Below are 13811 nucleotides of genomic sequence, written 5' to 3'. Positions count from 1 at the left end.
GCGGATTTTCGATCGCCGTTTCCGCAAGGGGAGACGACTGTGCTTTCTGTCCTCAACCGGGGGGCAGCCGCGCCGGGAGCGTTGAAGCCGTGGCTTCTCCTGCTTCCGCTGGTGCTGTTCCTCTGCGCCTTCTTCCTGGTTCCGCTGGGGCAGGTCGCCCTGATGAGCGTGACCGAGCCGGAGTTCGGCCTCGGCAACTACGCGCACCTGACCAGCGACAGCCTCTACCTCCAGGTCTTCATCAACACCTTCCTGACGGCGCTGGGCGTTGCGCTTTGCTGCCTGCTGCTGGGCTACCCGCTGGCCTACCTGATGGCGCAGTCGTCGCCGCGGGTCGCAGCACTGCTGATGCTGCTGGTCACCATGAGCTTCTGGACCAGCTTCCTGGTGCGCACCTACGCCTGGATGGTGCTGCTGGGCAACAACGGGCCGATCACCGCCGCCCTGGCCTTCCTGGGGTGGAATCCGCCGCCGCACCTGCTGTTCACGCGGCTCAGCTCCACGCTGGCGATGGTGCACATCCTCATCCCCTACATGGTGATGAGCCTCTATTCGGTGATGAAGCGCATCGACCCGGCGCTGCTGCGCGCGGCGGAGAGCCTGGGCGCGCGACCCTGGTCGGTGTTCCGGCAGGTCTATCTGCCGCTGAGCGCGCCGGGCATGGTCAACGGCGCCACGCTGGTCTTCATGATCTGCCTTGGCTTCTACGTCACGCCGGTGCTGCTGGGCAGCCCGCAGGAGCAGATGGTCGCCGGCCTGATCGGCACGCAGATCGAGGAGTTCCTGGACTTCGGCCAGGCCTCCGCCATGGCGATGGTGCTGCTGGCCAGCACGATGATCGTCCTGACCGTCTACCACCGCCGCTTCGGCCTCGACCGGTTGTGGGGGTGAGATGAAGCTGCTTCCCAAGCTGCTGGGCGTGCTGGTCGCCGCCTTCATCGCGGCCCCGCTGTTCATCGTCGTGCCGATGTCCTTCAGCACGGCGCCGTCGCTGGAATTCCCGCCGCCCGGCTACTGGCTCGGCTACTACGCCGCCTATTTCACGGACGAGCGCTGGACCCAGCCGACCATCAACAGCCTGATCATCGCCTTCGGGACGATGGCGCTGACCATGCTGCTGGTGACGCCGGCGACCTTCGCGGTGGTGCGCCACCGCTTCTTCGGGCGCGGGCTGGCCAACCTGATGCTGACCATGCCGATGGCGATGCCGCACATCGTGCTGGCGATCGGCTACTACTCCTACCTCGGCGACCTGCGGCTGACGCAGACCCACCTGGGCGTGATCATCGCCCACACCGCCCTGTCGGTGCCGGTGGCCTTCCTGATCCTGTCGGCCAACCTGAAGGGCTTCGACCGCAACCTGGAGCGCGCGGCGATGAGCCTGGGCGCCACGCCGCTGCGCACCTTCTGGCACGTCACGCTGCCGGTGCTGCGGCCGGGCTTCGCGATCAGCGCGCTGTTCGCCTTCATCCAGTCCTTCGACGAGACGGTCGTCGCCATCTTCATCTCCGGCCGCGAGAGCGAGACCCTGCCGCGCAAGATGTTCGAGAGCATCCGGATGCAGGCCGACCCGGTCATCTCCGTCGTGTCCACCCTGCTGTTCGCCGCGGTGGCGCTGGTCATCCTGGCGCCCGTGGTCTGGAAGGCGGTGCGCAAGCGCCCTAACCGCGATTGTGCCCGCGGCGGCACGCCGGCGGCCAAGGACGCGGCACCGCAAGACGTCAACCCCTGCGCGCCCAGCCGCGTGCAACTGGAGGCTTGAGGCCAAACCATGCGAGACCCCTACCTTCAGGTGTCCGGCCTGACCAAGAGCTACGGCAGCGTCCAGGCGCTGGGCGGCGTGTCCCTCGATGTGGAGAAGGGGGAGTTCGTCACCTTCCTCGGCCCCAGCGGGTCGGGCAAGACGACCACGCTGATGATCATCGCCGGATTCGAGAATGCTACATCCGGCAGCGTCCGCGTCGGCGGCCGGTCGCTCAGCAACATCCCGCCGCACGCCCGCAACATCGGCATCGTCTTCCAGAACTACGCCCTGTTCCCGCACAAGACGGCGTTGCAGAACATCATGTTCCCGCTGGACATGCGCGGGGTCCCGGCCGCGGAGGCGGAGCGCAAGGCGCGCGCCATGCTGGATCTGGTCGGCCTGTCCGGCTACGGCGACCGCTGGCCCAAGGACATGTCGGGCGGCCAGCAGCAGCGCATCGCGCTGGCCCGCGCGCTGGTGTTCGAGCCGTCGCTCCTGCTGCTGGACGAGCCGCTGGGCGCGCTCGACAAGAATCTGCGCGAGCAGATGCAGATCGAGATCAAGCGCATCCAGAAGAGCCTGGGCGTGACCACGATCTTCGTGACCCACGACCAGTCGGAGGCGATGACCATGTCCGACCGCATCGCCGTGTTCGAGAAGGGCCGCATCGACCAGATCGGCACCCCGCAGGAGGTCTACCGCACGCCCAGCACGCCCTTCGTCGCGCGCTTCATCGGCGACAGCAACCTGCTGCCGGGCACCGTGCTGGACCCCGACCAGGGGCTGGTGCGGACCGAACATCTGGGCCTGATGCGCCTGCCGAGCCGGCTGGCGGCCGCGGCCGGCGCCCCGGTGACGCTGATGCTGCGCCCGGAGTCCATCCATCTCGCCGGGCTGGCGGCCGGAGTGAGTGAGGACGCGCCGAACCGCGCGGACATCAGTGTGCACACGGTCGTCCCCTATGGCGACAGCACGCTTCTGATCGGGCGGGCGGGCGGGGCCGACCTGCGCATCCGCCTGCGCGGGCCGGAGGCCGACGGCATCGGCAGCGGTGCGGCGCTCAGCGTCCTCTGGCCTGCGTCGGCCATCCACGCGATTCCGGCGGTGTGACCATGACGGAAACGAAAAACTACACCGGCGCCGACGCGCTGTGCGACACGCTGCTGGCCGGCGGGGTGGACGTCTGCTTCGCCAACCCCGGCACGTCGGAAATGCACTTCGTCGCGGCGCTCGACCGCAAGCCGGCGATGCGCTGCATCCTGGGCCTTTCGGAAGGCGTGGTGACCGGGGCGGCCGACGGCTACGCCCGCATGGCCGACAAGCCCGCCGTCACCCTGCTGCATTGCGGGCCGGGGCTGGCGAACGGGCTGGCGAACCTGCACAACGCGCGGCGCGCCCGGTCGCCCATCGTCAACGTGGTCGGCGACCACGCGACCTTCCACCGCGCCTACGACGCCCCCCTGACCAGCGACATCGAAGGGCTTGCCCGCCCCATGTCGCAGTGGGTCCGCAGCACGGAGTCCGCGTCCGCCGTCGCTGGCGACGCGGCCGAGGCCATCCAAGCGGCGCGCACGGCACCCGGCCAGATCGCCACGCTGATCCTGCCCGCCGACGCGGCTTGGTCGGAGACGGCGCACTCCGCTCCGCCGGTCCTGGCGCCGCCGGTGCCGGCCACCGTGTCCGCGGACGCCGTCGCCGAGGCGGTGGCAGGCATCCGGTCGGGCCGTCGCACCGTCCTGCTGATGACCGGACGGGCGTTGCGCGCCGAGGCGCTGGTCACCGCCGACCGGATCGCGCAGGCGACCGGCGTGCGTCTGCTCGCCCAGCAGTCCAACAATCGGGTCGAGCGCGGCGCCGGCCGCGTGGCGGTGAACCGCGTACCGTACCCGCTGGACATGGCCATCGCGACCTTCCGCGACGTCGAGCAGCTGATCCTGGTCGGCGCCAAGTCGCCGGTCGCCTTCTTCGCCTACCCCGGCCGGCCGAGCACCCCGCTGCCCGAGGGCTGCCGCGTCCTGACGCTCGCGGAGCCGGGCGACGATCTGCCGGGCGCGCTCCTCGCGCTGGCCGAGGCGCTGGGGGTGGGGCCGGGCGTGCAGCCCACGCTGCAACCGCTCGACCGGCCGGCGCTTCCGGTCGGGGTGCTGACCGCCGACAGCGTCGTGGCCGCGGTGGGTGCCCTGATGCCGGAAGGGGCGATCCTGTGCGACGAGGCGCTGACCTCCGGCGGGCGCCTGTTCGACCTGACGCGCGGGGCGCCGGCCCATGACTTCCTGGCGCTGACCGGCGGCTCCATCGGCATCGGCCTGCCGCTGGCGCTGGGGGCGGCGGTCGCCTGCCCGGACCGCAAGGTCATCGGGCTGCAAGCCGACGGCAGCGGGATGTACACGGCCCAGGCGCTGTGGACCTACGCCCGCGAGAACCTGGACATCGTCACGGTCGTCTTCGCCAACCGCTCCTACGCCATCCTGCGCGGCGAGTACCGCAGCGTCGGGGCGGGCGAGCCGGGCGCCAACGCCAAGCGCCTGTTCGACTTGGTGGAACCGACCATCGACTGGGTGGGCCTCGCCAACTCCCTCGGCGTGGAGGCCGCGCGCGTGGATACCGCCGAAGCCTTCGCCGACCGCCTGAAGGCGGCCGTGGGCCGGCGCGGTCCCTTCCTGATCGAGGCGGTGATCTGAAGAACCCCCTCTCCCAGCGGGGCTGGGAGAGGGTGAGGCGGCTTAAGTCGCAGTCAACAGTCGCCCATTCGGTGCAAAGTAAAAACAAACAACAGCGTCGCGTTCGCCACAAACAGCTTCCGCGGCGTAAATAGTTGCGGTATGATTTTGGTAGAATACAGCGTCTTCATATAGAATACAAAAGCAGAAACAAGACAATCCTGGGAGCCGATCGTGAGTGTCCGTCCGCTGTCCTCCGTGCTGAAGACCTTCGCCGTGCTCGACGCAGTGTCGGCCTCGCCGGAACCGGTGCGGCTGGCGGACGTCGCCCGCAAGGTGGAGGAGGCGCGGGCGGCCACGCACCAGCGCCTGCAAACCCTGGTCGAGGCCGGCTGGGTGGAGCAGACGGAGGACGGTCGCTACCGCCTCGCGCTGCGCATCGTCGGCCACGCGGCCATGGCGATGGAGCAGGCGAACCTCGGCGCCCGGCTGGCGGACATCCTGCACGACATGGTCGCGGAGAGCGGGGAGACCGCCTCCATGGCCGTGCTCGACGGGCACGAGGCGATCATCATGCGGCGCGTCGAGTCCAAGGGTATCCTGCGCGCGGACCTGCGCGTCGGCGCCCGGCTGGACCTGGAGCGCACGGCGCTGGGGCGCGTCCTGTCCAGCTTCGCACGCCCCGAAATCTTCGCGCGCCTGTCGGACTCCGGCGTGGCGCTGCCCGAGCCGGAGCTGGTGGAGACAATCCGCCGCGATGGCTTCGCGGTGTCCGGCTACACCGGTCCCCGCACCGTTTCCGCCGTCGCCGCCCCCGTGTTCGACGGCCATGGCGACTGCATCGCCGCCCTGTCGCTCTCGGGGCCGACGGCGGGCTTCAACACGAATTCATGCGCGAGCGTCGTGGTCGCGGCGGCGGCCCGGGTCAACGCTCGCCTACGCGGAGTGAGAGAATGAACCTTGCCCTGTCCCCGTCCATCGGGGGCATCGCGGCCGGTCCGGATCCCTACAGCCTGCACCGGCTGATGCGGTCCCCGGCCGAGCTGATGCTGCCCGAACGCCTCGCGGCCATCCAGCCGTCCCGCATCAGCGCCTCGCGCGCCCTGATGAACCGCGCGGTGCGGGAGCGCTGGACGATCACCCGCACCGGCTTCGACATCGACGAGCGCGGGCGCGGCACGGCCGCCTACCGCATCGACGCCGGCGGCTGGCGCTTCTCCTTCCCGGTCTTCTCCTTCGAACCGTCGGACAAGGGCCGCTCCGGCCGCATCATCGGCCGCTCCTGGGACATGATGGGCGCGCTGGTGGAGGGCGACATCAGCCCGGCCGACGTGGAGACGACCCGCAACGAATTGCCGAAGCTCTACGAGGGGCGGGCGACGCCGGGCACGCTGATCTGGTGCCGGTCCAACCGCAGCCAACGCCTGTTCGACCACACCGTGCAGTCGCTGGCCGCCGGCCACCAGCCGGACGTCGGCGAACTGGCGCAGATCTGCTACCTGATGCGCAACACCGGGCTGGACGGCAACGGCACTTTCGGGACCAAGACCTTCCTGGCCTTCGAGAAGGATCACCCGCTGCGCTGGTCGCTCGCCGCGCAGATGCTGTGCGCCTACATGATGCGGGTCTTCGCGCAGGACCTCGTGCACCATCTGGCGCGGATGGCCTCGCCGCAGGCGGTGGCGCTGTCGCCGGATCTGGCGCGCTTCCTCGGGGTCGGCAACGGCTCGGCGCTCGGCTTGATGCTGTTCGTCAACAACCACCCGCGCCTGATCGACCGCTGGTTGGGCATCCGCGAAGAGTCCATCGCGCGGGCCAAGGCCATCGTCCCCGGCCCCGACGGGGCGGAGGTCGCGACCCTGCTTGGCCTGATCGACAAGGCCATCCGCTTCCGCCGCGAGGACCGCGTCGTCTATGAGGCGATCACGCCGAGCGACCTGATCGCCGACGACCTGTCGCTGATCCGCGACCAGATCGACCGGCTTCTGGGCACGATCCGCCGCGGCGAGGCGGTGGCGCCGCTGCCCATCGCCGACCTCTGCGCTGGGCTGGAGGGCCGCGTCCGTGCGGAGGCGCTGGAGACGCTGCATTCCCTGCTGATCGAGCTGGTCGCCGACGAGGCAGACGCGCTGGTCGAGACGCTGGTGCTGGACGAGGAGATGACCGACCGGCCGGAAATGCCGGTGTCCCGCCTGCGCGAGATCATCCACGGCCAGTACGCCTGGGTCTTTGGCCTGGACCTGGAGTCCGACACCGCGCGCCGCTACGTCTGGTACAAATCGGTGACCGCGGAGGAGCCGCGCCGCGGCCCGCGGGAGGAGGTGGGCGACGCCGTCAACCTCGGGCTCGACCTGCCGCGCCTGATCGTCCGGCTCGACGCCGACCTCGCCGCGCAGGATCCCAGGCAGAGCACCGCTCGCTTCCTGCTGGCGCACCCGCAGCACCGGGCGATCGTCACCCGCGTGCAGGCCTTGGCCGGGCTTCCCTACCACTCCCCGCACGCGGACATCATGAGCGAGGGCTTCGTCCCCGCCCACATCACCCGCCTGCTGAACGTCGGCCTGCACGGCATCGACAAGACGCGCGACTTCCTGAATCGCAACCTGCGCGGCGTGCTGTTCCACGGCGCGCCGACCCCCGCCGACCTTGGCGCCGGCGCCGACCCATCCTGGTTCTACCCCGCGGAGCCCACGCCATGAGCCTCCACAGCGTCAACGACGACCAGTCCCTGCGCGTCAGCCTGCGCGAAAGCCGGATGGTGCTGGAACGGCTGATGCAGGTCACCCGCGTGGAGCCTGGGCTGGTCCCGACCTTGCGCGACTGCGCGCTCTATTCCGCGGCCCTGGGCCTGGGCGGCTACCCGACGTTGCTCGCGCATTTGGAAAAGCTGCGCGGGGCGCAGCCGGCGGCGCTGCGTCTCCTGAGCGAGGACGACGCGGCGGCGGTGGTGGACGGCGGCGGTCAGCACGCCTGGATCGTCGCCCCAGTGCTGGTCGACCTCTGCGTCGACCGGCATCGCCAGGGCCTGCCGGCCGTCGCCGTCGTCCGGAACGTCGCGGAAGCCGACGAGCTTGCCATCGTCGCCGCGCTCGCCGAGGCGCACGGGCTGTCGGCCACGGTGGCCGCGGCCGGGCACGACGGCGCGCCGGCCCTGCGGATCACCGTGCAGGCACGTCCGGCCGACGCGCGGACCACGCTCGACGCCATCCGCGCGGACAGCATCCCGGTCTCGGCGTCGCTCTGGTGGCGGCTGTTCCACCTCGCCAACGAGGCGCTGGCGCCGGACAGCTACGCGTCGCGCCGGCACGCCGGGGCCATCATGGTCACCGCCGACGGCCGCGTGGTCGGTCGCCAGGACGAAGACGACACCGACCTTTCCCTTCTGCGCGGCGATGCCTCGGCCGCCTGAGCCGCCTCCGCCCGCACCCCCTCTTTCACGGACACGCCCCCATGCTGATCGACGCCCTCCAGTGCGGCCATTTCGACCGCGCCGTTTTCGAGGAACTGAAGCGCAGCGGCTACACCTGCGTCACCCCGACCCTGGGTTTCTGGGAAGACACCCTGGAATCGCTCGACGCCATCGGCCGTTGGCGTGACATGGAGCGGGAGATGGGTGACCTGTTCCTGATCGCCCGCACCACCGCCGACATCCGCCGCGCGGAGGAGACGGGCCGGGTCGCCGTCCTGCTCGGCTACCAGAACAGCAACCTGTTCCAGAACCGCATCGCCTATGTGGAGCTGTTCGCCGACCTCGGCGTCCGCGTCGTGCAGCTGACCTACAACAACCAGAACGAACTGGGCGGCAGCTGCTACGAGGAGAAGGACAGCGGCCTCAGCCGCTTCGGCCGCGAGGTGGTGCGCGAGATGAACCGCGTCGGCATGGTCGTGGACCTGTCGCACGTCGGCGACAAGACGACGCTGGACGCCATTGAGTGGTCGGAAAAGCCGGTCGCCGTCACCCACGCCAACGCCGCCTCCCTGTTCCCGCACAAGCGGAACAAGAGCGACGACGTGCTGCGCGCCCTGACCCGCAACGGCGGCGTCATCGGCTGCGTCGCCTACCGCAACATCACGCCGGAGTCCGCCTGCGCGACGGTCGAGGGCTGGTGTGAGATGGTCGCCCGCACGGTGGACATCGCCGGAATCGACCATGTCGGCATCGGCACGGACTACAGTCACAACACCACGCAGGTGGACATCGACTGGATGCGCAAGGGCCGCTGGACGCGGTCGGTGCAGTACGGCGCCGGCTCCGCCGCCCGTCCAGGCAAGGTGCCGAAGCCCGACTGGATCGTCCAGGCCGGCCAACTCGCCTCCGTCCGCGATGGCCTGAGCCGCGTCGGCTTCAGCACCGAGGACGCGGGGAAGATCCTCGGCGGCAACTGGCTGCGGCTGTATCAGGCCGTGATGGGCTGAAACTCGCCCTCTCCCAGCCCCGCTGGGAGAGGGAGGGACCCGCGCCCCGTAGGCGCGGGAGGGTGAGGGCAAGGTCATCCCAAGAAACCTAGCCCTCACCCTCCCACGCCGAAGGCGTGGGCCCCTCCCTCTCCCGCCGGGGGCGGGCGAGGGGGTGAGTCAGCGCCTCGCACTGTAAATCGGAATACAAGGAGTGCAGCCGGTGCTGCAGGAACGGACGAACGCGCCCGCGGCGGAGGCCGCATACCCCGAACTCGGCCTGTTGATCGACGGTGACTGGCTGGGGGCCGGGGATCGGGCCGGGCAGGAGGTCGTCAACCCGGCGACCGGCGCGGTGCTGGGACAGCTGCCGCACGCCACCCCCGCGGATCTGGACCGCGCGGTCGCAGCGGCGGAGCGCGCCTTCGCCTCCTGGCGGGTCAGCTCGCCCATGACCCGTTCGGCGGTGCTGCGGCGCTTCGCCGATCTGGTGCGGGAAAACGCGGAACCCATCGCCCGCGGCATCACGCTCGACCAGGGCAAACCGCTGGCCGAAGCGCTGGCCGAGGTTCGCTTCTCGGCGGAGCACGCGGACTGGCACGCGGAGGAGTGCCGGCGCATCTACGGCCGCATCATCCCGCCGCGCGACCCGCGGGTCAGCCAGTCGGTGCTGCGGGAGCCGGTGGGCGTCTGCGCGGCCTTCACGCCCTGGAACTTCCCCTTCAGCCAAGCGGTGCGCAAGGTCTGCGCGGCGCTGGGGGCCGGCTGCACCATCATCCTGAAGGGGCCGGAGGACACGCCGTCGGCCGTCGTCGCCATCGGCCGGCTGTTCACCGAGGCCGGCCTGCCGCCCGGCTGCCTGAATCTGGTCTGGGGCGAGCCGGCGGAGGTGTCGCGCGCGCTGATCGAGGCGCCAGCGGTGAAGAAGGTGTCCTTCACCGGCTCCGTCCCCGTCGGCAAGCGGCTGGCCGCGCTGGCCGGGCAGCACATGAAGCGCACCACCATGGAGCTTGGCGGCCACGCGCCGGTGCTGGTGTTCGAGGACGCCGACGTGGAGGCTGCGGCCGACGCGCTGGCGGCGGCGAAGCTGCGCAACGCCGGCCAGGTCTGCATCTCGCCCACGCGCTTCTACGTGCAGCGCAGCGTCCACGACCGCTTCCTCGACCGCTTCGCCGCTCGCCTGTCCGCCGCATGGGTCGGCAACGGGCTTGACGCGGAGGTGGCGATGGGGCCGCTGTGCCACGCCCGCAGGATCGCCGCCATGGACGCGCTGGTCGAGGACGCGCGGGCGCGCGGCGCCTCCATCGCGACCGGCGGTGCGCGGCTGGACGGGCCAGGCTTCTTCTACGCGCCGACGGTCATCCACGCCGCGGCCGACGACATCCTGGCGATGCGGGAGGAGCCCTTCGGGCCGCTCGCCATCGTCACGCCCTTCGACAGCGCGGAGGAGGCGCTGCGCCGCGCCAACAGCCTGCCCTTCGGGCTGGCGGCCTACCTGTTCACCCGCTCCGCCGACACGGCGCACGCCGTCTCGCACGGGCTGTCCGCCGGCATGGTGTCGGTGAACCACTTCGGCCTCGCACTGGCTGAAACGCCCTTCGGCGGCGTGAACGACAGTGGCTATGGCAGCGAGGGCGGGGTGGAAACCTTCGACGGCTATCTCTCCACCAAGTTCATCACCCACCTGCACGCGGCACCGTGACCGGGAAGGAACCAACCATGCTCGCACCGATCGACACCGGCATCGCCCCGCCGAAGGGGCCGGTGACGCCCACCCTGCGGGCCGGCAATCTCGTCTGGTCGGCGCACATTCCCAAGGATCCGATCACCGGCGCGATCGTGGACGGCGACATCCAGACCCAGACCCGACAGGCGCTGCGCAACCTGGAGCAGGCGATGCGCGCGGCCGGCGGGTCGCTGGCGAATGTGGCGCAGATGTCGATTTACCTGACTGACCGCGCCGACTCCGCCGGCATGAACGCGGTCTACACGGAGTTCTTCGCGCCGCCCTATCCCTGCCGCGCGACCGTGGTGGTGAAGGAGTTGCTGTCCCCCGGCGTGCGCATCGAACTGGTCGCCACGGCGGTGATCTGACGGGGAAGGCGCCCAGTTTCGTCGTCAACTGAAATGAAAATCGACGCATTAATCAAGGAATGTTCCATCGTGATCCTTTCCACTATCAAATAGACATCCTAAACAACTTCAAGTACTCACATATAATTCATGGGTCTTCGTAAGTTGACTATTGAGTTATGACTTCAACCCATCCTAATCTGCCGCCCGCGTGCTGGACGGAGGGTTGGTCATGGACGTGCGTGGTACGGCTTTTGGGGAAACCCTGGTGGGGTCGGCGGGTGACGACCTCATCGAGGGGCTGGGCGGCAACGATTATCTGTGGAGCGACAGCGGACGCGACACGCTGGTCGGCGGCCCTGGTGACGACACCGTAGGCAGCGATGGGGTCGGCGACGACCTGCAGGGTGGGGAGGGGACCGACACGCTGCTGGTCTTCAAGCCCGACCTAACCACCGGGCTGCGCGTGGATCTGGCCTCGGGCGTGTTGTCGACCGGCGCCACCTTCAGCGATTTCGAACGGCTCAACCTGCGGACCGGCGGTGGCAACGACACGGTGATCGGCGGGGACGCCGACGCGGCCGACGTGCCCTGGGCGCCGAGCGGCGACCTGATCGACACCGGCTTCGGCGACGACTACATCGAGGGCGGCGGCGGCAACGACCGGATCTACGCCGGTTACGGGCGCGACACCGTCTACGGCGGCGCCGGCAACGATACCATCTACGCCGACCGCGGCGACTGGGTGGATGCCGGCACGGGCGACGACCAGGTTTATGCCGAGGACGGCGCCACGGTGGACGGCGGGGACGGCAACGACCGGCTGGACGTGATGCTGTGGGCGTCGCCCGTGCGGTTCGACCTCGCCGTCGGCACCACGTCGGCCGGCATCAGCTTCCGCAATTTCGAGACGGTGAACCTGCGCGCCTCCTACGGCGACGACACGCTGGCGGGCGCCGACGGCAACGATACCCTCAATGGCGATTACGGCAACGACCGCGTCGACGGTCGGGGCGGCGACGATTCGCTGGAGGGCGGCTACGGCAACGACACGCTGGCGGGCGGAACCGGGAACGACATCCTCGACGGCGGCTATGACAACGATGTGCTGACGGGTGGGGAGGGCGACGACCGGATCGACGCCGGGTACGGCGACGATCTCCTCGACGGCGGGGCCGGGAACGACGTGCTGAACGCGGGCTTCGGCGCCGACACGGTGATCGCCGGGGCCGGCGCCGACACGCTGGATGGCGGGCCGGGGTGGGACCTGCTGGACCTGACCTTCGACGGCGCGGTGGACACGCTGTTCAACTTCAGCAGCGGCGTCACCAACACCGGCATCTTTTTCCGCGGCTTTGAGCGGGTCGTCATGCGCGGCGGCGACGGGAGCGACACGCTGACCGGGGCCGGCGCCAGCGACACCATCGACGGTGGTGCGGGCGACGACGTGCTGGACGGTGGCCTGGGTGACGACGTCCTGTCCGGCGGGGCGGGGGACGATGTGCTCCTCGGGAATGCGGGCGACGACACGCTGAACGGCGGCGGCGGCGACGACACCGTGATGGGCGGCGAGGGCAACGACTGGCTTGAGGGCGGTGCCGGTGCCGACGTGCTGATGGGCGGGGCGGGCAACGACACCGTGATGGTGCAGGGCGACGACACGGCGAGCGGCGGCGAGGGGTTCGACACGCTCGTCGTGACGCTCGACAACCCTGGCGACCTGCTGTTCGACCTGCACCGCGGCGACAGCCTGCCCGACGACGGGCGCTTCATCGGGTTCGAGGCGGTGCGCGTCACCCGGATCGGCACGGGGAACGACACGCTGATCGGCGGCGCCTACGCGGACCAGCTGTCGGGCGGCGGCGGTAACGACCAGCTGTGGGGCGGCGCCGGGGCTGACACGCTGGACGGCGGCGATGGGCGCGACATGGCGGTCTACCTGTCGTCGAAGGCGGGGGTCACCGTCGATCTGCTCACCGGCACCGGCCAGGGTGGCGATGCGGAGGGCGACGTGCTGACGGGCATCGAGAACCTGACCGGATCCGCCTTCGCCGACCGGCTGACCGGCGACGGCGGGGACAACACGCTGCGCGGGGGCGGCGGTGCCGACACGCTGGACGGCGGCGCCGGCCTGCACGACCGGGCCAGCTACGCTTATTCGGCCGTGGGTGTCACCGTCGATCTCGGCACCGGCACCGGCCAGGGCGGCGACGCGGAGGGCGACCGGCTGACGGGGATCGAGGACCTGACCGGTTCCTCGCACGGCGATGTTCTGCGCGGCGACGCCGGCGACAACCTGATCCAGGGCGGGGCCGGCGCCGACACCATCGACGGCGGGGCCGGGCAGGACACCGCGGACTATTCCGGCTCGCTCGCCGTGCGCGTCGACCTGACGGCGGCGGTGCAGCAGGGCGGCGACGCGGCGGGCGACCGGCTGAGCGGGATCGAGAACGTCCAGGGCTCCGCCTACGGCGACTGGATCGTCGGCGACGCCGGCGACAACCGGCTGAGCGGCCTGGACGGGGCGGACACGCTGTATGGCGGCGCGGGCAACGACCTGCTGTTCGGCGGGACGGGCGACGACCGGCTCTTCGGCGGGATCGGCGACGACGAGTTGTCGGGCCACACCGGCGACGACACGCTGACCGGCGGCACCGGCGCGGACGTCTTCGTCGTCTGGGGCGATGCCAGCGGGCAGGACCGGATCACCGACTTCAGCCTGTCCGACGGCGACCGCATCCGTTTCAGCCACACGGCCTTCGATGGCTTCCTGGACGTGCAGGCCGCCATCCGCCAGACAGGCGAGGGCGCGGTGATCGAGTGGCTGGGCGGGTCGGGCACGCTCCAGTCCATCCTGCTGGAGGGGGTGGACGGGGCCGACCTGGACTCCTCGCGCTTCCAGTTCGGATAATGTAACGAAGCTTACGCTCGTGAAAGTT

The 13811-nt window shown here is 70.2% G+C and carries 11 protein-coding genes; all 11 read left to right on the top strand.

Annotation, left to right across the window (positions count from 1 at the left end):
• Positions 1-39: 39 nt before the first annotated feature.
• The 11 genes from M2351_RS21775 (at position 40) to M2351_RS21725 (ending at position 13783) form a co-directional block, all read left to right on the top strand.
• On the top strand, positions 40-891 hold the full coding sequence (locus tag M2351_RS21775; protein ID WP_264658154.1) for an ABC transporter permease: 852 nt from the start codon (positions 40-42) through the stop codon (positions 889-891).
• A 1-nt stretch (position 892) separates the two neighbouring features.
• On the top strand, positions 893-1762 hold the full coding sequence (locus tag M2351_RS21770; RefSeq protein ID WP_264658153.1) for an ABC transporter permease: 870 nt from the start codon (positions 893-895) through the stop codon (positions 1760-1762).
• Positions 1763-1771: 9 nt separating this feature from the next.
• The gene (locus tag M2351_RS21765; RefSeq protein ID WP_264658152.1) at positions 1772-2854 is read left to right on the top strand and encodes an ABC transporter ATP-binding protein; all 1083 of its coding nucleotides are present in this window, start codon (positions 1772-1774) and stop codon (positions 2852-2854) included.
• A 2-nt stretch (positions 2855-2856) separates the two neighbouring features.
• The gene (locus tag M2351_RS21760) at positions 2857-4425 is read left to right on the top strand and encodes an acetolactate synthase large subunit (protein WP_264658151.1); all 1569 of its coding nucleotides are present in this window, start codon (positions 2857-2859) and stop codon (positions 4423-4425) included.
• Between the two features lie 213 nt (positions 4426-4638).
• The gene (locus tag M2351_RS21755) at positions 4639-5361 is read left to right on the top strand and encodes an IclR family transcriptional regulator (protein ID WP_264658150.1); all 723 of its coding nucleotides are present in this window, start codon (positions 4639-4641) and stop codon (positions 5359-5361) included.
• Positions 5358-7103 (top strand): hypothetical protein, encoded by a 1746-nt coding sequence (locus tag M2351_RS21750; RefSeq protein ID WP_264658149.1) that lies wholly within the window; start codon positions 5358-5360, stop codon positions 7101-7103. The genes M2351_RS21755 and M2351_RS21750 overlap by 4 nt, the downstream gene beginning before the upstream one ends.
• Positions 7100-7813: a hypothetical protein gene (locus M2351_RS21745; RefSeq protein ID WP_264658148.1), complete on the top strand. Its 714-nt coding sequence runs from the start codon at positions 7100-7102 to the stop codon at positions 7811-7813. Before M2351_RS21750 ends, M2351_RS21745 begins: the two co-directional genes overlap by 4 nt.
• 41 nt (positions 7814-7854) lie before the next feature.
• A complete protein-coding gene (locus tag M2351_RS21740; protein ID WP_264658147.1) occupies positions 7855-8820 on the top strand; it encodes a dipeptidase in 966 nt (321 codons plus the stop codon).
• A gap of 202 nt (positions 8821-9022) precedes the next feature.
• Positions 9023-10501 carry an NAD-dependent succinate-semialdehyde dehydrogenase gene (locus M2351_RS21735; RefSeq protein WP_264658146.1) on the top strand — a complete coding sequence of 493 codons (1479 nt, stop codon included), beginning with the start codon at positions 9023-9025 and terminating at the stop codon, positions 10499-10501.
• A gap of 17 nt (positions 10502-10518) precedes the next feature.
• The gene (locus M2351_RS21730; protein WP_264658145.1) at positions 10519-10893 is read left to right on the top strand and encodes a RidA family protein; all 375 of its coding nucleotides are present in this window, start codon (positions 10519-10521) and stop codon (positions 10891-10893) included.
• 211 nt (positions 10894-11104) lie between these two features.
• The gene (locus tag M2351_RS21725; RefSeq protein ID WP_264658144.1) at positions 11105-13783 is read left to right on the top strand and encodes a calcium-binding protein; all 2679 of its coding nucleotides are present in this window, start codon (positions 11105-11107) and stop codon (positions 13781-13783) included.
• Positions 13784-13811: the final 28 nt, after the last annotated feature.

This window comes from Azospirillum canadense (genome assembly GCF_025961225.1).
GTDB lineage: Bacteria > Pseudomonadota > Alphaproteobacteria > Azospirillales > Azospirillaceae > Azospirillum > Azospirillum canadense.
Note: the sequence above shows the minus strand (reverse complement) of the source record. Positions and strands in the feature narration are given on the sequence as shown.

Bases quoted from the DNA above. Each gene is read 5' to 3' on its own strand.
- M2351_RS21760 (WP_264658151.1), top strand. From the start codon at position 2,857: ATGACGGAAACGAAAAACTACACCGGCGCCGACGCGCTGTGCGACACG.
- M2351_RS21750 (WP_264658149.1), top strand. From the start codon at position 5,358: ATGAACCTTGCCCTGTCCCCGTCCATCGGGGGCATCGCGGCCGGTCCG.
- M2351_RS21740 (WP_264658147.1), top strand. From the start codon at position 7,855: ATGCTGATCGACGCCCTCCAGTGCGGCCATTTCGACCGCGCCGTTTTC.
- M2351_RS21770 (WP_264658153.1), top strand. From the start codon at position 893: ATGAAGCTGCTTCCCAAGCTGCTGGGCGTGCTGGTCGCCGCCTTCATC.
- M2351_RS21745 (WP_264658148.1), top strand. From the start codon at position 7,100: ATGAGCCTCCACAGCGTCAACGACGACCAGTCCCTGCGCGTCAGCCTG.
- M2351_RS21725 (WP_264658144.1), top strand. From the start codon at position 11,105: ATGGACGTGCGTGGTACGGCTTTTGGGGAAACCCTGGTGGGGTCGGCG.
- M2351_RS21765 (WP_264658152.1), top strand. From the start codon at position 1,772: ATGCGAGACCCCTACCTTCAGGTGTCCGGCCTGACCAAGAGCTACGGC.
- M2351_RS21730 (WP_264658145.1), top strand. From the start codon at position 10,519: ATGCTCGCACCGATCGACACCGGCATCGCCCCGCCGAAGGGGCCGGTG.